Origin of the sequence: Gemelliphila asaccharolytica, assembly GCF_001553005.1 — a bacterium.
GTDB classification, from domain to species: Bacteria; Bacillota; Bacilli; order Staphylococcales; family Gemellaceae; genus Gemelliphila; species Gemelliphila asaccharolytica.
Genome location: NZ_KQ959873.1, coordinates 1 through 21190, shown reverse-complemented (window position 1 = coordinate 21190; position 21190 = coordinate 1). Strand labels below are relative to the sequence as shown.

At 23.5% G+C, this 21190-nt stretch carries 19 protein-coding genes and 2 pseudogenes; 18 read left to right on the top strand and 3 right to left on the bottom strand.

Annotated elements, in window-relative coordinates; genetic code table 11:
- The 6 genes from HMPREF1871_RS02950 to HMPREF1871_RS02925 all read left to right on the top strand — a co-directional run.
- Positions 1–545 (top strand): N-acetylglucosaminidase (locus HMPREF1871_RS02950; protein ID WP_198145751.1); only part of this gene is annotated, 545 nt, incomplete at its 5' end.
- A gap of 139 nt (positions 546–684) precedes the next feature.
- Positions 685–1377, top strand: coding sequence for a sugar transferase (locus HMPREF1871_RS02945; protein ID WP_066129901.1), 693 nt, complete (start codon positions 685–687; stop codon positions 1375–1377).
- A gap of 208 nt (positions 1378–1585) precedes the next feature.
- Positions 1586–2791 (top strand): DegT/DnrJ/EryC1/StrS family aminotransferase, encoded by a 1206-nt coding sequence (locus HMPREF1871_RS02940; RefSeq protein ID WP_066129897.1) that lies wholly within the window; start codon positions 1586–1588, stop codon positions 2789–2791.
- 27 nt (positions 2792–2818) lie between these two features.
- Complete coding sequence (locus HMPREF1871_RS02935) at positions 2819–3940, top strand: glycosyltransferase (protein WP_066129894.1); 1122 nt, start codon at positions 2819–2821, stop codon at positions 3938–3940.
- Positions 3934–5379 carry an O-antigen polysaccharide polymerase Wzy family protein gene (locus HMPREF1871_RS02930; protein ID WP_066129891.1) on the top strand — a complete coding sequence of 482 codons (1446 nt, stop codon included), beginning with the start codon at positions 3934–3936 and terminating at the stop codon, positions 5377–5379. The genes HMPREF1871_RS02935 and HMPREF1871_RS02930 overlap by 7 nt, the downstream gene beginning before the upstream one ends.
- Position 5380: 1 nt before the next feature.
- Positions 5381–6391 (top strand): teichoic acid biosynthesis protein TarQ, encoded by a 1011-nt coding sequence (locus HMPREF1871_RS02925; protein WP_066129886.1) that lies wholly within the window; start codon positions 5381–5383, stop codon positions 6389–6391.
- Positions 6392–6462: 71 nt separating this feature from the next.
- Here HMPREF1871_RS02925 and HMPREF1871_RS02920 read toward each other — a convergent pair whose 3' ends face one another.
- Positions 6463–6711, bottom strand: coding sequence for a hypothetical protein (locus HMPREF1871_RS02920; protein ID WP_232297354.1), 249 nt, complete (start codon positions 6709–6711; stop codon positions 6463–6465).
- Positions 6712–7018: 307 nt separating this feature from the next.
- On the bottom strand, positions 7019–7453 hold the full coding sequence (locus HMPREF1871_RS02915) for a hypothetical protein (protein ID WP_066129880.1): 435 nt from the start codon (positions 7451–7453) through the stop codon (positions 7019–7021).
- Positions 7454–7566: 113 nt separating this feature from the next.
- Between HMPREF1871_RS02915 and HMPREF1871_RS06380 the strand changes: the two are divergent.
- Positions 7567–8376, top strand: a pseudogene (locus HMPREF1871_RS06380) (LicD family protein).
- 76 nt (positions 8377–8452) lie between these two features.
- Here the strand turns inward: HMPREF1871_RS06380 and HMPREF1871_RS02900 are convergent.
- Positions 8453–9937, bottom strand: a complete 1485-nt coding sequence (locus tag HMPREF1871_RS02900) for an oligosaccharide flippase family protein (RefSeq protein ID WP_066129871.1) — start codon at positions 9935–9937, stop codon at positions 8453–8455.
- A gap of 128 nt (positions 9938–10065) precedes the next feature.
- Here HMPREF1871_RS02900 and HMPREF1871_RS02895 point away from each other — a divergent pair, with 128 nt between their 5' ends.
- The 11 genes and pseudogenes from HMPREF1871_RS02895 to HMPREF1871_RS02845 form a co-directional block, all read left to right on the top strand.
- A complete protein-coding gene (locus tag HMPREF1871_RS02895) occupies positions 10066–10935 on the top strand; it encodes a choline/ethanolamine kinase family protein (protein ID WP_232297353.1) in 870 nt (289 codons plus the stop codon).
- Complete coding sequence (locus HMPREF1871_RS02890) at positions 10922–11812, top strand: DMT family transporter (protein WP_066129868.1); 891 nt, start codon at positions 10922–10924, stop codon at positions 11810–11812. The genes HMPREF1871_RS02895 and HMPREF1871_RS02890 overlap by 14 nt, the downstream gene beginning before the upstream one ends.
- Positions 11813–12502, top strand: a complete 690-nt coding sequence (locus tag HMPREF1871_RS02885; RefSeq protein WP_066129866.1) for a sugar phosphate nucleotidyltransferase — start codon at positions 11813–11815, stop codon at positions 12500–12502.
- Between the two features lie 146 nt (positions 12503–12648).
- Positions 12649–13638: a glycosyltransferase gene (locus HMPREF1871_RS02880; protein ID WP_066129863.1), complete on the top strand. Its 990-nt coding sequence runs from the start codon at positions 12649–12651 to the stop codon at positions 13636–13638.
- Positions 13639–13641: 3 nt separating this feature from the next.
- On the top strand, positions 13642–14751 hold the full coding sequence (locus tag HMPREF1871_RS02875) for a glycosyltransferase (protein WP_066129860.1): 1110 nt from the start codon (positions 13642–13644) through the stop codon (positions 14749–14751).
- Positions 14744–15775 (top strand): hypothetical protein, encoded by a 1032-nt coding sequence (locus HMPREF1871_RS02870; protein WP_066129857.1) that lies wholly within the window; start codon positions 14744–14746, stop codon positions 15773–15775. Before HMPREF1871_RS02875 ends, HMPREF1871_RS02870 begins: the two co-directional genes overlap by 8 nt.
- Positions 15776–15783: 8 nt before the next feature.
- The gene (locus tag HMPREF1871_RS02865) at positions 15784–16815 is read left to right on the top strand and encodes a glycosyltransferase family 2 protein (protein WP_066129854.1); all 1032 of its coding nucleotides are present in this window, start codon (positions 15784–15786) and stop codon (positions 16813–16815) included.
- 335 nt (positions 16816–17150) lie between these two features.
- Positions 17151–18335 carry a dicarboxylate/amino acid:cation symporter gene (locus HMPREF1871_RS02860; RefSeq protein ID WP_066129851.1) on the top strand — a complete coding sequence of 395 codons (1185 nt, stop codon included), beginning with the start codon at positions 17151–17153 and terminating at the stop codon, positions 18333–18335.
- A 121-nt stretch (positions 18336–18456) separates the two neighbouring features.
- On the top strand, positions 18457–19872 hold the full coding sequence (locus tag HMPREF1871_RS02855; protein ID WP_066129849.1) for a bifunctional folylpolyglutamate synthase/dihydrofolate synthase: 1416 nt from the start codon (positions 18457–18459) through the stop codon (positions 19870–19872).
- 6 nt (positions 19873–19878) lie between these two features.
- Positions 19879–20682 (top strand): dihydropteroate synthase, encoded by an 804-nt coding sequence (folP, locus tag HMPREF1871_RS02850; protein ID WP_066129846.1) that lies wholly within the window; start codon positions 19879–19881, stop codon positions 20680–20682.
- Between the two features lie 236 nt (positions 20683–20918).
- A pseudogene (locus tag HMPREF1871_RS02845) lies at positions 20919–21190 on the top strand (hypothetical protein); the annotation flags it as partial.

The window sequence follows — 21190 nt, the reverse complement described above, 5'->3', positions numbered from 1 at the left end:
ACACAACCACACCAGATGGATATTATGTAGATGAAAATGGATGCTGGGAAATTACAATAAACACATTCCAATATAAAAATTTAAAATCAACATCTAATTATACTTCTAGTGAATTAGATGAGATGATTTCTATAATGGGAGGAGATAATGGTAAGTTAGCAGGAAAAGGAGCAACTTTCAAAGCTGCAGAAGAAAGATATGGAGTAAATGCACTTTACTTATTAGCACATGCAGGATTAGAAAGTGCTTGGGGCAAAAGCCAAATAGCTATTTTAAAAAACAACTTTTTTGGAATAGCAGCATATGATAACACACCATTCCAATCAGCGTATTCTTTTGATGGAGTAGATGCAGGAATATTAGGAGCAGCTAAATTTATAAATAATACTTATTTAGAAAATGAAGGTTTTCCAGCAAGAGGAGCATTTTTAGGAGATAAAACAAGAGGAATGAATGTTTATTATGCTACAGATCCTAACTGGGGATATAAAATTGCAAAAATAATGTTCAACCTTAATGAAAGAATGGGAAGAAAAGATTATTAAAAAAGTTAGATAATTTCTAACTTTTTTTAATTAAATAGCAAAAAAAGGTTATAATATTTTATATAGTTATTTTAGAAATTATTTTTTACTCTTTTTATGATATAATAAAAAGATAATTATTAGATAATATAGGTGAGAGATGAGAGAGTTTAAAAAATTAGACAAAAAATTTCAAAATGAAGAAGTAAAATATTATTATGATATTTTACGAAAAAAAAGAATATCTTTAGTAACGAAAAAAATTTTTGATAAAATTTTGGCTTTATTATTATTAATTTTATTAAGTCCAATTTTTTTTATTTTAATTATTTTAATTAAATTAGATAGTGAAGGAGAAATTTTTTATAGACAACAAAGAATAACAACATATGGAAAAGAATTTAAAATTTTTAAATTTAGAACAATGGTAAAAAATGCAGAAAAATTAGGAACAAGCGTTACTTTACAAGATGATAAAAGAATAACAAGAGTAGGGAAAAAAATTAGGAAAGTTCGACTTGACGAATTGCCACAACTTATCAATATATTAATTGGAGATATGAGTTTTGTAGGCACAAGGCCAGAAGTGAAAAAGTATGTAGATAAATATACTCCTAGTATGTATGCAACACTTCTGATGCCAGCTGGTATCACCTCAGTAGCAAGTATTAATTACAAAGATGAAGATGATGAATTTACCAAATATTCTTCTAGTAAAATGACTATTGATGAAATTTATATAGAAAAAATTTTGCCACAAAAGATGAAATATAATTTAGAGTATTTAGAAAATTTTAGTTTTTTAGAAGACATAAAAATTATGATAAAAACTTTTATAGAAGTTATACGATAGAAAAAAACATTTTAAAATATATATTTAATTCTTTTATATATAATTTAAATTATAGAAGAAAGTTAGAATATTTTAAAATGTTATTTTTTATTTTCAAGATAAGTGGATAAAAATTTTTTTAAAAAAGCACTTTTTCAAAAAATATGATATAATTAAAAATACTATATAAATTTTATTATTAAAAATAATTATAAAATAAGGAGAAAAAATGAAAAAAAATATACCATTTTCACCACCTGATATAAGTAACGAAGAAATAGAAGCAGTAAGTGAAGTTTTGAAGTCAGGTTGGATTACAACAGGGCCAAAAACAAAAATGCTTGAAAAAAAATTATCAGAATACACAAACACTCCCAAAACAGTTTGTTTAAATTCTGCAACTGCAGCCTTAGAGCTTATATTAAGAGTATTAGAAATAGGAGAAGGAGATGAAGTAATCGTTCCAGCACTTACTTATACTGCTTCTTGTTCTGTTATTTATCACGTAGGAGCAACTCCTATTTTGGTAGATATAAATAAAGAAAATTTTGAAATGGATTATGATTTATTAGCAGAAAAAATTACCAAAAAAACAAAAGCTATAATCCCAGTAGATTTATGTGGTATACCATGTGATTATGATAGGATATTTAAAATAGTAGAAGAAAAAAAATACTTATTTGTTCCAAATGGGAAATATCAAGAAAAATTGGGTAGAATAGCTGTTGTTACAGATGCTGCTCACGCTTTGGGAAGTGTTTATAAAGGGAAAAAAGTAGGAAGTATCTCTGATTTCTCTGCATTTTCATTTCATGCTGTAAAAAACTTTACTACTGCAGAAGGTGGAAGTGTTACATGGAGAGAAAATCCAAAATTTGATAATGAAGAATTATATAAAGAATTTCAAATATATTCTTTACATGGGCAAACTAAAGATGCACTTAGTAAAATGAAAGCAGGTTCATGGGAGTATGATATAGTAATACCAGGTTATAAATGTAATATGACTGACATAATGGCAGCTATAGGATTAGTTCAGTTAAAAAGATATCCCAAACTTCTAGAAAGAAGATATGAGATTGCCAATATGTATGATAAAGCATTTGAAGGTACAAATATATCATTTTTAAAACATAAAACAGAAAAATATCTTTCTTCTCATCATCTTTATATTACACACATTAAAGGTGCTAACATAAAGCAAAGAAATAAAATAATAGTAAAATTAGCAGAAAAAGGTATTAGTGCTAATGTGCATTATAAACCTCTGCCTCTGCTTACAGCATATAAAAAAGACTTTGATATGAGTGATTACCCTAATGCATATAAATACTATGAAAATGAAATAACTTTACCATTAAATACACTTCTTACTGATGAAGATGTTCAGTACATAATAGATACTTATAAAAAAATAGTAAAAGAAGTTTTGTAGTAAAATTTTTTAATAGAGGAGCTAAAAATGACTATAAAGGTTCTTAATATAGGAATGAGTAAAAATCCTGGAGGAGTAGAAAATTTAGTTTTAAATTATTATTTGAATATAAATAGAAAAGAATTTACATTTGATTTTGTAGATATATATGGTGAGGGAATAGCGTTTAGTGAAAAATATAAAAATTTAGGATCAGAAATATACACCTTACCTAATTTTAAAAAAAATACTATACTATTTTCTAAAAAATTCTTAAAATTAGTTAAAGAGAAAAACTATGATGTTATACATATACATATGCAATCAGCGGCTAATATTTTAGTTGTCCTATTGTCTATGTTTAGTAAAAATTCTAAAGTTATATGCCATTCTCACTCTACATCTACTCCTAAAGGTATTCTTAGGAAAATACTAGATTATGTAAATAAATATATTATAAGAAAATTAAATGTTGAAAAATTTGCTTGTGGGAAAAAAGCAGGTATATGGATGTTTGGAAATAAATTTGAGGAAAAAAATATAATATACAATGCAATTGACTATGATAAGTACAAATTTTCACAAGATAAAAAAAGATTGATTCAAAAAGAATATAATATAAAAAATAGTGATTTTATCTTAGGTTTCGTAGGAAGATTTGGAGATGAAAAAAACGTATTTTTCTTAATAGAAATTTTAAAAAAATTAAATGAGGAAAATTCTGAAGGAGATTATAAACTTCTTACCATTGGTGGAGGAGATCTAAAGGAAAACTTTTTAAAAGAAATTAAAAAATTAAATTTAACAGATAGTTACATAGATGTAGGTATAGTTAATGACACAAGCCTTTATTATAATATAATGGATGTTTTCTTGTTGCCAAGTTTTTTTGAAGGAGTACCCGTGGTTGCAGTTGAATCGCAATCAAATGGTCTTGAAACATTACTTTCGTCAAATATTTCAAGAGAAATAAAAATAAGCAATAGAGCAAAATTCTTATCTATAGATTCAGTTGACAAGTGGGTAGAAAATATAAAAAAAATAGAAAAAAATTATGATAGAGAAGAAAATATTTTAAAAGAATATAAACTGGAATTTGCAAGTAAAATGTTAGAACAAAAATATAAAGATATAGTGCAAAAACAAAAAGTAGGTGATAAAAATTGTTAAAAACGTCAAAGAAAATACATGGATTAGCTCTTTTTGTTGCCTATTTAATATTTTTTATGATTTTTTGTAAATATTTGTATGATGATAATATGATTACGTTGCTTTTGGCATCTAATGTACTTTTTATTACTTTGATATTGCATACTTTCACTAATATAAAGTATTACATTATCAATTTAATTTTTTATATTTCAACATACATATTTTTGCTTTCTCGACCTACCATAGATTATTTTAGATTAGGATATATAACAAGATATAATAGCCAAACAGTAAAATTTTCACTTATTATTTTAATTATAGCTGTAATATCTATATTTATAGGGAGTGTAGTTACTACACATTTTTATAAAAATAAAAAAGTTAAGATAAAATTATACAAAAAAAATTATTTGCAATCTATAAGATTTGTTTGTGTTATTTTCTATTTTTTTACTTATCCATGTTTGATACTTATGAATATAGAGAAAGTCTTATATAAAATTAAAGTAAAAGACTATTATGTTTATTTTGCAACGTTTAAAAGCCACTTGCCTACCATAATAACCTATTTAGGTAACTTTGCAATATTTATATTAGTATTGTATTTAGCAACAAAGCCTAAAAAACTTTATGCTACCTTGTTTCTTATATCTTATGTTTTTTCAAACTTTTTAATATTAATAGTAGGAACAAGAAATCCATTTATTTTAAGTTTATTATTTTCTTTTGTTTATTATTTTGTTAGAAATGCTCAAGAAAAGGGAAAATGGATTGGTAGAAAAGAAAAAAAATTGATTTATATATTTACTATTCCTATAGTTCTTTTAATGGGAGCTTTGAATTATATTAGAGATAATGCTAAGGTAGTAAATTTCAATATTTTTGATATGCTTTTAGATTTTTTATATGCTCAAGGTACAAGTTTTAATGTATTAGCAAATGGGTATATATATCAAAAAGACTTGCCAATTACAGAAATAAGAAATTATAGTTTTGGAAGTATTATAGATACATTATATAGAGGAAAACTTGGAAATATAATTTTTGACTCTGCTCCATTAATTTCAACTGATAAACACCAGATGGCTTTTGAAAGTAATAGTTTGGCACATCACTTGTCTTATTTATTTTTTAAAGACCAGTATATGAATGGACATGGAATAGGGGATAGTTATATTATAGGGAATTTTTTAGATTTTGGCTATTTAGGAATATTTTTAATAGGAATATTTTTAGGTTTTATATTTATATATATGCTAAGAAAATTTTATTCTGGTAATATTGTATTATCAACTATATTTTTAATTATAGTAACAGAAATATTTTTTATGCCTAGAGGAAGCTTTTCATCAGTATTTTCATATATATTTACAATAGGATTTTGGCTAATAATATTTTTCGTAATATTTTTAGCAAAACTTTTAATAAAAAATAATAATTATTTAATAAGGAGATAAAATGTTTGAATATTATTCATTAGCGGATCTTTTCTGCAATATAAGAAAAAAATTAAAAATAAATTTAATTTTATTAATAGTTATTTTTCTTTTAGTTTCTATACCTTTATCTTATAAGACTTTTAATAAAAAAGAAGGTAAAAAAAGTGATACATATTTTTCAAGTTATATGGTATACAAAATAGATACAAAGGAAAGAATACCAGAAAAAACAAATGATAAATATGGAGGGTATAGTAATTTTTATGAAAAATTAATTTTTTCTAATATTAATGGTGCTTTATTATTCAATGGAGTAGAAGAAGAAAAACTAAAAGAAATAGCAACTAGCCTTGGAACAGATGTTAAAGCATTGAAAAGCAGTAATAAAGAATTTTGGGAAAAGAAAGTTTACGTAACACCTATAGCTGAAAATAAGGGAGTAAGTGTAGAAATATTAACTCCAAGTAAAGAATTGAATACTTTAATGGAAGTTAAAATAGATTCTATAGTAAATGAATATAAAAATACATACAAAGATGTAAGTGTTGAAAAATTAAATACAGTTTATTCCGATGATAAAAAAGATGCAGTTATTAACACGTCTTATAGTGGAAATTCACTTATAATAAAACTTGTTATAGTCTTTATATTGTCAGTTGTATTAGTTGCTGGATTAAATTTTTTAATATACATATTTAATCCAACAATAAATAGATTAGGAGATTTTAATAAATACAAAGAAATAAAAAAAATCTTTGATATAGATAAAGACAGTGATATAAATATAGTTAAAAGTTATTATAAAGAAGATGTCACGCTCATAACATCATCTAATAAAATAAAATTAAGACTTTTAAATAAAGGAATACAAGTTATTTTGCCGAAAGAAGTGAAAGATTTTGTTAATTTAAAAAATGTAGTCTTTATAGAAGAATATGGACTTACAAGATATAGAAATTTTGAAAAAGTATTACAAAATCTAAATAATTTTGATAAAAATATTCTTTCTGTGATTTCTTATAAATTATAAAAAAAAACTCAGTTTTTAATTAGCTTATAATAGTGCTAGTAGAAACTGAGTTTTTTAAATAAATTAAAAAATTATTTATTTTTTATATAGTCAATATCTTTGTTGTTCATTTCATCAGAGTATTTAAGTAATTTTTCTTTAGTATATAAAGTGATAAAATTATCAAATAGTTTATTTTTATAATCTGAAATATTATTTATAATATTATCTAAATTATTATCAGGAATGTGATAGAGTTTTTTTATTTTTTCAGAATAATTTAAGTATTCATTAGCATCTTTTAAATTAGTAAAAAAGCAATCTAAATCTTTCACATTCATAGCTTTAGCATATTTATTATGCATAAAGATAAGATAACAAAATTTTTTATTTACATTTTCTATTTGAAAATCTTCTAATTTTGTCTTAATTTTATCAGTAATTTGTAATTCTGGTTTGAATATTATTACTACAAAAAAAATTAAATTATAGATAATAAGTAAAAAAATATAATTAAAAAAGTATAAGTAGCAACATTAGCACCAAAAATTAGCCCTGATATAATTGTAAAAAAAAATAGTTGCTACAATTATACTAGAAAAAGGAAGCTTTATATCCTTATATTCGCGTATAGAAGACAGTTCTTCCTCATAAAAATAAGATTTTTTTGGAAATTTTTTTCATTTCTAAAATGTTAGAGTAATAAAAATTTTTATTATTATATTTTATATTTGAATCTATTTTTTTGTTTCGATAGAAATCGTACAGATAAACTTCATCTCTTATTTCATTATAAGAATCTATGTAGAGGTTTTCATTTTTATCAAGAGATGTTAGAAAGTCATCGTCATAGGTCTCTTCAATATAATTTTCATCAATATAGTCATAATTTTTAGATTTTAATTTTTTTAATGAATCAAAAGAAGTTTTTTGATATATTTTATTTTTAATTAATCTTTCTGAATCTTTAGCTAACCCGATACCTTTATCAGAATAGAAGGAATTAGATTTTTTATACACTTCTCTTTTAAAAGAAGATGTAGCAGTTGATCTTCTAATTTTTTTAAATGGTTCAAATTTCATAATAACTTCCTTTTTAAATAAATTATAGCATTTTTTTTATAAATAGAAACTATTTTTTTATTTTTTTTATATTATCTTAATTAAAATTATGTTATTATAAATATAATGATTTTATGGAGAGAAAAATGAAAAAATTAACATTAGAAGAATTAAGAGAAGTTCAAATTGGTATATTAAAATATATTGATAAAGTTTGTAAAGAAAATAATTTAACTTATTTTTTAAATTATGGTAGCTTAATTGGAGCAGTAAGGCATAAGGGGTTTATTCCTTGGGATGATGATGTAGATATATCTATGCCGAGAGAAGATTATGAAAAATTTATAAAAATTTGTGAAAATAAAAAAAATGATAAGTATGAAGTATGGAATTAAGAAAATACTTCATGGTATTATAATCCTTTTTTAGTAGTCATTGATAATACGACTATAATACCTGATAAATATAAAAAAGAACGTCAAGATACGTCTTGTTTTGTAGATGTTTTTCCAATTGATAAATTTAATGATACCAAATTTATCAAAAAAATAAAATTTTTAACTATTCTTCAATCTGTTTGTTATAGAAAACGAAAATATCTTGATCTTTCTAATGTTTATTATAAAAAGTGGATGAGAATTATTTTATTTTACATTTTATATTTTGTGAAACCAAGATTTTTCACAAAATTAATTCTTAAATTAATTAAAAATAATACTACCCCTAATGGGAAATTAGAAGGATTTATAGCTTGTGGAGATAGTAATGAAGTCTTTGAATCAGGAATATACGAAGGTGTAATAAAATTAGAATTTGAAAAAGAACAATTTTATGTACCTAAAAATTATCATATAATTTTAACTGGTATTTATGGAGATTATATGACTCCTCCACCAAAAGATAAACAAATACCGCCACATGGAATTGATGTTTATTACAAATAAAAATAACTACTTTAATAAAATAAGGTGATTGTAAAAATTTTGATTTAACAACCAAATTTTCACAATCACCTTAAATTTAAAGTGGTTTTTTTATTTTTGTTTTTATGAATGATAAAACTTGATCTATTATTACATCTTTTTGTAGATATAAAATCAAAATATAAGTTAAAGAGCAAATAATTATTTTAATAAAAGTCATAAAAATTAATTTTAAACTAAATATTTTTTCGTAAGGGAAAATATAATTTAAAATTATACTTATTATAATAAAACTACTAGCTACTAAAGTATATTTAAAAGTATATTTAAAAATAGTTTTAAGAGATGCAATATTATTTTTTGTAATAAATATTATATAAGTTATAACTACTATTGTTTCTGCAATTATTGTAGTAATAACAAAATATTGTGGTAAAAATAAATTTAATTTATAAAGAACATAGTTTAAAATTAAATTTATTATTCCTCCTATAGTTATAAAAATAGTTAAACTCTTTTCATATCCTTTTATAAATATTATTTGAATGCCAAGTATATTATCGAGAGTCCAAATAATACTTCTAATTGCAAAAATGCTAGTTACAATACCTGCAGTTAAAAATTTGTTGCCACCATAGATAAGAGTAGTTTCTGTACCTATTATCATAAGACCAAAACTTATAGGAATAGTAAAAAATAGAAAAATCCTACTTCCTTTATTTAGTAAATCATTATATGAATTATAATCTTTTTCACCTAAATAAAAACTAAGCCTAGGAATATTAACACTAATAGCACCACTTATAACACTAATTATAAGCATGACTATATTAAAACCTACAACATAATCAGAAATATTAGTACTTACAGGGCTTTTTGTAAGAAATAATTTATCTAGATAAGTGTAAAGCATATTAATATTTGATAGTAAAACCATAGTAAAAAGTGGTATCAATAGCTTTAGAGTTTTTTTGATATTAACTTTTACTAATTTTATATCTTTTTTTATCCAAACAAAACTAATTAAGAGATTTAAAATTTCACTAAATACCATAATAAGAGTGTAGGGAATAATATCATCTACTTTTTTAATATATGAAAATATCATAGTTATCATAAAAAGTCTTAAAAAAATGGTTTTGTAAAGGATAAAAGTATAGTTTTCTAAGGCTTCATTGACCCATTCTATATATAAAAATTGAGAAATTATCTGAAATCCCAATATAATATAAATGTAAAATTGGATATTACTAGTATATTTAATAAAATTAAAAATATAAATATAGTATATTAAAGCAGTAAAAAAGGTTGAAAAGATAGAGATATAAAAAAGCTCAGAAAAAACTTCATTTCTTTCATTTTTTTTGTTCCTTACTTTACTTACAGATCTCATACCATAAGTATAAATACCTAAAGTAGCTAAAGGAATAAAAAATGATGCAATAGAATTAGCTGAATCAAAAATTGCTAAATTTTCTTTAGCTAATATTCTTAAAATATAAGGTCCTGTAATGAGAGGACAAATAATATTTAAAACTCTAACAATAATACTAGCCAAAGCATTAATTTTTAAACTTTTCATACTTAGTCTCCTAATTGAAATATCATTCAATTATATCATATAATTTGATTAATTAAAATATTAACACACCTTATTATTTGTGCTATAATGAGGTGAAATATTAATTATAATAAAAAGGGAGCTTTATTTTGAAAAATAATAAAATAAAAAATATTTTTAAAGAAAAATTTTCGGAACACGTTTTAGATATAAAAAAGGTAGGAGGGATGACGAATAATAATTATATAGTAGAAACAGACAAAAAAAAATACATTTTTAAATTTTTTGGTAAAGGAACTGAAAAATTAATAAATAGAGAATTAGAAAAACAAAATTTACCTATAGTAAAAGATATAGGGCTTGATGTAGAAAATTATTCATTTGATACAAATGAGGGTATACAAATAAATGAATATATAGACGATGCAAAAACTTTTGATAAACAAACTATAAAAGAAAAATTATTAGAGATAAGTAATATTTTAAGAAAAGTTCATTTATCTAAAGGAAAGTTTAATTCTAAATTTGATATTTTTAAAGAAATTGAAAAATATGAAAATTTAATAGAGAAAAAAATAGATTTTCCTTATTATGAAAAAATAAGAAATAAAACCCTACAATTAAAAAAAGATTTAAATTGTTTGGGAATTGAAGAAAAAAATTGTCATATGGATCTTGTCCCTGAAAATTTTATAGAGGATAAAAATGGGAAGATTTATTTGATTGATTGGGAATACTGTGGAATAAATGATCCAATGTGGGATATAGCAGCACTATTTATTGAGTCTGATTTTACTAAAAAAGAAGAGGGGGAATTTTTAAGTTTTTATAAAACAGAAGAAACTCCTATTAATTTTCAAAAGATACTAATTTTCAAAATTTTACAAGATCATCTTTGGAGTATATGGACAATATATAAAGAGGAACAAGGAGATAATTTTGGAACATATGGAATAGATAGATATAATAGAATGTTAAAAAATTTAAAGGAGTATAAGGAAGTTTATGAAAAAAAGTAAGGGAATATATATAGCTTTAGGTTCTGGATTTTTTTGGGGAGTTGGACTGACATTAAGTGGATTAATGTTTATTTTATTTGATGTATCACCTTTTTTAGTTTCATTTTTTCATGATTTTTTTAGTATTATATTTTTGGGAGCAGTAATTATATTCAAGTATGGAAAAATAGATTTTAAAATTTTTAAAAGTATGAAAAGTTATGCTGTTGTTTTTGCAGCTATTTTAGCAGGACCTTTAGGAATGCAATTTAATCTCTATGCAGTAAAATACATAGGTGCAGGATTAACTTCTTCTGTAACTGCTATTTATCCTGCTGTTGCAGTAATATTATCGGTGTTATTTTTGAAACATCAAGTAAGGAAAAGTACTTTAATAGGAATAATTTTAATAGTAGTAGGACTTTTTGCTCAAACTTTCGAAACAACAAAGGGAAATAACCTTTATATAGGTGTATTTTGTGCCCTTATTTGTGCAGTATCTTGGGCAAGTGAAAGTGTCTTATCATCTTATGCTATGAGTAATAATTTAAAACCGGCAGAAGCGTTACTAATAAGACAAATAACATCGTTTTTAATGTATGCAATAATTTTAATATTTAATAAACAAGATTTTTCATTTGTTAAAGAAGTTAATTTTTCTTTAGTAATATTTGCTATGGTAATAGCTAATATGATATCATACTTATTATATTATATGGCGATAAATCACCTTCAACCATCAAAAGCAACAGGTTTAAATGTCAGTTACGTGGTTTGGACAGTAATATTTTCAGCTATTTTTCTACAAGGCGATTTAACAATAAAAACTATAATAACTTCTCTAATAATTATTTTAGGAGTATATGTAATAATAAAAGAGAAGAAAATAGGAGAATAAATGAGAGCAATAATTTTAGCAGCAGGACTAGGAACAAGACTTAGACCTATGACAAATAATACACCAAAATCTTTAATAAAAATAAAAAGTAAACCATTAATAGAATATCAAATTGAATATCTAAAAGAAAAAGGAATTAATGAAATAATAGTAGTAGTTGGATATTTAAAAGAGCAATTTAATTATCTAAAAGAAAAGTATAATATTAAATTAGTTTATAATGATAAATATAATATTTATAATAATTTTTATTCACTTTTTTTAGTTAAGCAATACTTGGAAAATGCTTATGTAATCGATGCAGATAATTATATATTCAAAAATATTTTTGATTCTAGTATTAATCGTTCGACTTATTTTGCAGTTTATAGAGAAAATTGTGAAAATGAATGGTTTTTAATCTATGATAAAAATATGAAAGTAAAAGATATAGTAGTAGATAGTAAGGCTGGCAGAATTTTAAGTGGAGTATCATATTGGGATAAGGATACAGCCAAAAAAATAGTGTCTTTTATTGATGAAGCTTATAAAAATGGAACATATAAAGACATTTACTGGGATAACATGGTGAAAGATAACATTAATAAACTAGATGTTTATGTAAGAGAACTTGACAATGAAAGTATTTATGAAATAGATAATATTAGTGATTATAATAAACTTCATGAAATATTGGCTAAGAAAAAATAAAAATATTTCTATAAGATAACTAATGAAAAACTGTCCCTTAAAGTTAGAATTAAAGATTCGCTTTAGGAGTCAGTTTTTTTAAAAATATTTTTAAATTTAAATTCTTATGGTATAATTTTAATAACATTGATAAATTAGGAGATATAATGTATTTAACTATAGCAATAGCTGTTTATAATGGAGAAAACTATATAAAAAGGTGTCTTGATTCTATAATAAAAGCAAAAAAAAAATATCAAGGTGATAAGGAAATAGAAATTTTAGCAATAAATGATGGTTCAAAAGACAATAGCTTAGAAATATTGAAAGAGTATGAAAATAAAATAAAAAATTATAAAATTATAAATAAAACAAATGGAGGAGTAAGTTCTGTTAGAAACTATGCTATAGATAAAGCAAATGGAAGATATCTGTGGATTATAGATGTAGATGATGAGATTTTAGATGATTCTTTAAATAATATTTTAGAATTAGAAAAAAAAGATGTAACCATGTTTAATTATATGATTAAAGAACCTAAACATTACTATAAAAATATAACTCCTATAGAATATTTAAAAAATATAGCATTAATAGAAAAAAAAGAATTACTCTTACAAGCAGGAGCAATGTGGAAATTTGTTTTTGAAGTGAAATTTTTAAAACAAAATTTATTAAAGTTAATAAATATTTCTGTTGGAGAAGATTTAAATTTTACTATAAAATCTTTATTAAATGCTACTTCAATGAGTTTTTATAACATACCTATTTACAAGTATTATATAAATGATAATTCTATAATGACAAGCAAAAATATCGAAAGGAAAAGAGATATATTTCTTTCTTTAACAGATATTGAAAAATACTTTAAAGAAAAAGGAGCTTTTGAAACATATAAAGAAGAGTTAGAATACCTTTTTATTCATCATATGCTTTATGTAGCTTATGTGGACATAGTCTTAATAGACAAAAAATCAACAGTTTTAGATGAGCTATTATCTTATGTTAATAAAAATTTTCCTTCATGGAATAAAAATAAATATTTGAAAAAACAAAACATAATAAAAAGAATTATTTTAAAAATAATAAAAAAAGATGATAGAAATTTAGTCAGAATTTTAATAAGACTAAAAAAACATCTTAGAAAGATTAGGTAAAATATGAAAAAAATATTATTTATTCCTTGGACTGCAACAAGTGGGGGAGGAAGTGAAAAAATACTAGCAAATATTACAAGAAATTTATCAAAAGATTATGAAATTGATATATTAGAGGTAATGAAATATAAAAATCATATAGAAAATTTTGGAGACAATGTAAATTTATTATATCCAGTTCTCGATAAAATAAATAAAAAAAGAATACCTTATTTAATAAGTAGAATTTTTTTTGAGATAGCACCAATGTTAATGAAAAAAATGCGTGTAAAAAAAAAATATGACTATGAAATAGCTTTTAATTATCTTTATCCTGCATATTTGATGGATAAAAAAGTTAAAAGTATAGCATATAATCACGGTAGTATAGAAAATCTTTTAGATGAAAAAGAGAAAAAAAATAGAGAAAAATATAGAAAATCTTTAAAATATGTAAATAAAATAGTTGCTATCTCTAAAAAAACAAGAGAAAGTATCGAAGAAGTTTATCCAGAATATAAAGATAAAATAGTTACAATTTATAATGGTTATGATTTTTTAACCATGAGAGAAAAAGCGAAAGAAAATATTAATTTTGAAGAGGATAGTTTATTATTTATAGGTAGATTAGAAGAAGCAAAGGGAGTTAAGAGATTAGCTAATATATATCTTTCTCTTATAAAAAGAGGACTAGATAAAAAAATTTATTTTATAGGTGAAGGTGAATTAGAAAATTGGCTTAAAAATTTTATAAAAAAACATTGTTTATCAGAGAAAATGTTTATTTTAGGTTATAAAAAAAATCCTTATCCTTATATAAAAAAAGCTTCATTTGTTACTTTAACATCAGAAGCTGAAGGATTTCCTACTGTATTTGTAGAGGGATTAGCTCTTGGAGTAGGTTTTGTATCAACTAAAGTTGGAGGAAGCGAAGAACTTTCAAACGAAGGGAAATGTGGTTTTGTAAGTGAAAGTGATAAGAAAATAGAAAATTATCTTTTTAGTGAATTGCTTTTACCTAGAGAAAAAAGAAAAATTCAAAAAGAAGTCTGCCTTGATTTTGTAAAAAAATACAGTATTGAAGAACAAATAAAAAAAATAAAAGAATTATTGAAGGAAATTGATAATGACTAAAATAATAGTACCTACAGGATATATGGGAAGCGGATCTTCTGCAGTAGGAGATTTACTTAGAGAATATGATAACATAAATGTAGATAATAAGGACTTTGAGTATATATTTATGCATATGCCTTTTGGAGTATTTGATTTTGAAGATAAACTTCTCTTAAATAATAATGCTTTAAGAAGTGATGAAGCAATAAAAACTTTTAGAAAAGAAATGACAGATTTATATTCTCTTAGAGGATATTGGCCGGGAAATTATAAGAAAAATGTGTCAAAAAAATACTTAGAATTGCTTGAAAACTATATAGAAAATATAAAAACTTCTAATTTTATCGGAGTTTGGTATTATCATGAAAAATATAAGGGATATAAACTTTATAAAAGAGCTATAAAAAATAAAATAAGAAAAATTTTAAAAAAACCTGATAAATTAGATAAATTTAATATTGAATATTCATTTATAAAAGAAGAAGATTTTTATAGATATACAAGTAAATTTATTTTAGACTTTATAAGTCTTTTAAACCAAAATTCAAATAAAAAAAATATAGTATTAGATCAATTTATTTTACCTCATAATGCCCATAGAATAAAAAAATATCAAAAATATCTTGATATAAAAACTATTATTGTAAAAAGAGATCCCAGAGATGTATTTATAATGAATAAGTATGTCTGGACACCTAAAGAAGTTCCTGTACTTTATCCTTTAGATGTAAATGAATTTTGTAAATATTATAAAAATATGAGGGAAGCCGAAAGAAAAAATATAGATTGTCTTTATATAAATTTTGAAGATTTAGTATTTTATTATGATAAAACTGTTTCTGATATTGAAAAATATCTTAATTTAGAAAAAGATAATCATAAGTACAAAAGAAGATATTTTAATCCAGATATATCTATAAGAAACATAAAAATTTATGAAAATGAAATGTATAAAGAAGAAGTAAAAATAATAGAAAGGGAATTACAAGATTATCTATATATTACAGATAAAAAAGTAATATTGCATGATAATGCTTTTTAGAATAGAAAATGATAGTTTCAGTGATTGTAGGATTATTGAATGAAGAAAAGTACCTACCAAAACTTATAGAAGATTTTAAAAACCAAACTTATCCGAAAGAAAAAATAGAACTAATTTTTATAGATGGAATGTCTGATGATAAAAGCTTTGATATATTAGAAAAATTTAAAAAAAGTAACAAAGAGTTTAGGAAAATTTTATTATTAAAAAATCCTAAAAAAATTCTTTCTGCTGGAATGAATATAGGAATAAAAAAAGCAACAGGAGAAGCTTTTTTAAAGGTAGACTGTCATTCACATATAACAAAGGATTTTATTTATCAAAATGTAAAAACTATAGAAAGTGGAGAAAAAGTTTGTGGTGGTCCAAGACCTAATATAATAGAAAATGATGATGCTTTTTCCAAGACATTGTTATTGGTAGAAGAAAATGTTTTTGGAAGTGGAATAGCTAATTATAGGAAAAAATCTGATAACAATAAAATAAAATACGTAAAAAGTGTTTTTCAAGGGATGTATAAAAGAGAAGTTTTTGAACGAGTTGGTCTTTTAGATGAAAAAGTAGGAAGAGTAGAGGACAATGAGCTTCATTATAGAATAAGAAAACATGGTTATAAGATAGCTTATAATAATAATATTCTTTCTTATCAATATACAAGACCTAATTTTAAAAAAATGTTGAAACAGAAATTTTCAAATGGACTTTGGATAGGAAGAGTTAGTCATATTTATCCAAAATGTTTTTCAATATTCCATTTCGCACCTTTTTGTTTTGTTTTAGCATTAATTTTAACATTATTTTTAACGATATTTACCTATTTACCACTTATAATATTGTTATTGTGCTATTTTATACCTATAATTTTTTTAAGTATTTACACAATATTTAAGAATGAAAATAATAAATATAATTTTTTATTGCCACTTTTGATATTCTTAATTCATATAAGTTATGGATTTGGCAGTATTGAAGGTTTAATGCAAGGCTTCAAATGGAAAAAGATCTATTTAAAAGAAAAAAATATAGAGTATTTAAAGTAAACTTTGAGATAATTTCTCAAAGTTTTTTTAATTTAATAATAATATATAAGATAAATATAAAAATAAATAGTGTTAGATAATTAACTTAAAATAACTAAAAGTTCAGAAAATTTTAAAAAATTAATTAATTTATAGTTTACAAATTTTATTTTTAAGTATATAATAGGTCACAATACTTATGAAAATACTAATATATCAATTAAAACAAAAAATATTATAAAAAACAAAAAATTTTAAATTTTTAGATTTTTTCTTTACAAAATAATGAAACTGATATATAATGTACATATGTATTTTTCAGGAGTACAAATAAAAATAAAAAAAAGGAGAAAATCATGAGTCTTTATAAAAAATTACCTTTATTAGCAAAATTAATTTTAGGTATTATTCTTGGAATTGTGTTTGGTAAAATTTTACCTGTATATATAATTAAGGTGTTAGTTACATTTTCTGGAATTTTTAGTTCATTTTTAGGATTTGTTATTCCACTTATTATTGTCGGCTTTATTGTGCCTGGTATTAGTCAAGTAGCAGGAAATGCTGGTAAGCTTTTAGGAGCTTCAACATTAATTGCTTATGTATCTACAGTTATAGCAGGAACAATAGCCTTTTTAGTTGCAAAAAATGTCCTTCCTAGTATTTTAAGTGGTGCGACATTAGCAAGTTTAGAAAATCCAGAGGAACTTTTACTTTCAGGATATATAAAAATAGAAATGCTTCCTGTATTTAGTGTAACAACTGCCCTTATTTTATCTTTTGTTATAGGGATAGGGATATCATCACTAAAATTAAAAGGAATGAAAAAAGCCTTTGACGAGTTTGGAGAGATAATAAGTTTATTATTAAATAAAATGATAATACCTTTATTACCTTTTTACATCATGGGAGTTTTTGCAAATATAACAGTATCAGGAGAAGTATTTAAAATTTTAAAAATTTTCCTTTATGTTTTTGTTGTTATTATTTTATTACACATATTTATATTAATATTGCAGTATTCAGTAGGTGGAGGATTAAACAAAAAAAATCCATTTGCTATGCTTGTAAAAATACTACCTGCATACGCTACAGCAGTCGGAACTCAATCATCTGCAGCAACTATACCAGTAACTTTAGAATGTACTAAAAAAATGGGTGTAGATAAATCTGTTGCTAATTTTACAATACCACTATTTGCAACAATTCACCTTTCAGGTAGTACAATTACATTAACAACTTGTGCTAGTGCTGTATTTTGGTTACAACACGCAGGAACTTTCCCACCAGCAGCTATGATGGCACATTTCATTATAATGTTAGGAGTAACTATGGTAGCAGCACCTGGAGTTCCTGGTGGAGCAGTAATGGCAGCTTTAGGGGTGTTACAGTCTATTTTAGGATTTAATGAAATAATGTTATCACTTATGATCGCACTTTATATAGCTCAAGATAGTTTAGGTACAGCATGTAATATATCTGGAGATGCAGCACTTGCTTCTATAGTAGATAAAGTCAATCAAAAATTTTTTAAAAAAGCATAATTAACAAAAAAGATATACAATAATTTATATATTTTGTATATCTTTTTTTATTATTTGATTATAAAACTTTCATTTTTAAGAAATTCGTAGTAAAATTAGTTTGTTATTAGGAGATAAAAAAATGAACTTAGAATTTTACAAAAAAAAATTAATAGAAAGTAATAACTATACAAAAGAAGTTGAGAGTGCTTTTAGCTCTAATGATAAAGAAAAAATTTATAGAGATTTAAAAAATATAAATAAAAGTGAAATAAATTTTATATTAGAACTAATAGCAGAAGATTTAATAATAAATAGGGTTTCTAAAATAGAAAGAAGTGGAATGAAATTAGGACTTCATAGAATTAAAAATATTCTTAAAATTTTAGGAAATCCTGAAAAAAAATTAAAAGTAATTCATATTGCTGGGACTAATGGTAAAGGGTCTGTTGCTTCTTATATAAATAGTATTCTAAAAAAAAGGTATAGAGTAGGAATGTATGTAAGTCCTAGTATGGAAAGCTTTAACGATAGAATAAGAATAGATGATAAATATATCAGTTTTGTAGAAATGTATGATACATATAATAAAATACTAGATATATGGAATAAAAATTTCAAAAGTGAAGATGATAGAATTACAGTTTTTGAAATTTTAACAATAATAGCAATTTTATATTTTGAAAAAAATAAAGTAGATTTTGCAATTATGGAAGTAGGACTCGGTGGGAGATTTGATGCTACCAACATTTTTAGTGAAAAATGCATATCAATAATTTCAAAAATAGCTTTAGACCATACAAAAATATTAGGTGATACAATAGAAAAAATAGCCTATGAAAAAGCAGGAATAATTATAGAAAATGATTGTGTAATAGTTCAAAATAATAAAAAAAGTGCTATAGAAGTTATAAAAAAAATTGCCGATGAAAAAAATGCTAGTTTAAAAATTATAAATTTAAATGACATAAAATTAGAAGAAATAAATGTAAAATATAATAAATTTTCATATAAAAACATAAGAAATATAAAAATCAAGATGTTAGGTGAATATCAGATTTATAATGCAAGTTTAGCATTAGAAGCTATTTTAACACTTAGAGATAAAAATATAATATATTTAACAGATTTAGAAATAAAAGAAGGACTAGAAGAAACATTTTGGCTTGGCAGATTAGAGTGGATAAAAACAAATATATTAATAGATGGTGCTCATAATTTGGATGGAATAGAAAGTTTAGTAAAATACATAAAAAAAAGCAAACTAAGAAATTTAAAAATATTAGTTGGTATTTTAGAAGATAAAAACTATGAAAAAATGATTGAAAAATTATCAACTATAAATGCAGAATTCTATGTTGTTAATGTTCCTATTCAGATAAAAAAAACTAATCTAGAAAAATTAGCAAAAAGTTTCAAAAAACAAGTAAAAGAATATGATGACTATAAGATAGCTTTAGAAGATTTGCTACCTAAATTAAAAGAGCAAGAAACATTTATAATTAGTGGTTCACTATATCTTATATCTGAAGTAAGAAAATATATATTAGAAAAGTAGGTAAAAATGAATAAAATAGAAAAATTAATAAAAGAAAAAAAATATTTAATTATGGGAATATTAAATTTCACACCGGACTCTTTTTCAGATGGTGGAGATTTTTTTGATAAGGAAAGTGCTATTAATCAAGTGAAAAAAATGATAAATGAAGGAGCGGATATAATAGATATCGGGTGTGAATCTACTGGACCAACAGCTACTACCATATCAAAAGAAGAAGAAATCACGAGATTAAAGCAAATTCTACCAGACATAAGAAAAGAATTTCCTGATATATTAATCAGTGTCGACACATATAAAAAAGAAGTGGCTGAAATTGCAATGCAATGTGGAGCAGATATATTAAATGATGTTTATGGTGCAAAAGGAAATAATATGGCAGAAGTTGCTGTAAAATATGATGTTCCTATCGTAATCATGCATAATGAAGGAGTAAAAGAAGGGGAAGAAATTTTTTCTGTTTTAGAAGGGTTAAAAGAAAGAATAGATATATGTCATAAGGCAGGTTTGAAAAAAGAAAACATCATAGTAGATCCAGGAATTGGATTTAATAAGGGAGCAAAGGAAAATTTATTGATTACAAAAATGTTAAACCAGATAAATCAGCTAGGCTATACAATCTTATATGCTGCAAGTAGAAAAAGAACAACAGATTTTATTTTAGGAGGAAATACCTTACCTAAACAAAGAGATATAGTTAGTGCTACTCTTTCTTTAGAAGCTATACATAGAGGAGCGAAAATAGTAAGAGTTCATAATGTAAAAATTATGAAAGAAATGATAGATACAATAAAATTTTTAGAAAAATAGGTTGTGCAAAAATCTACCTATAAAATATTTTAAAAAATTTTGGTCTTACTATATAATAGTTGATAAGCGATTTAGAGAGTAAACCAGTTTTAAAATCAAAGAAAAAATAAAAATAAGAAATATCAACACAAAATTTAAAAAATACTAATTTTTGAGGTTGATATTTTTTTATTTTGATATTTATAACTGTTTTTATTTTTGATATACTTTTAAAGTAGGGAGAAGAAGGAGAAAAAATGAAAAAATTCAAAGAGTTTTTAAAAGTTAAAAAAAATTTGCAAATAACTAAAAAGCCAAAATATGGGTATAGAAAAATAAAAAAATGTCTAGCTCCATGTTTGATAGCTTTTAGTATGGTGATACCTAGCTTTTCAGCAAGTGCTACAGAAAAAAATTTAGAAAATAATGGATGGATTAAAAATTCGGTAGGTTGGTGGTACCAAAATTCTGACGGAAGTTACCCAGCAAATGAATGGGGACAAATAAATGGAGAATGGTACTGGTTTAA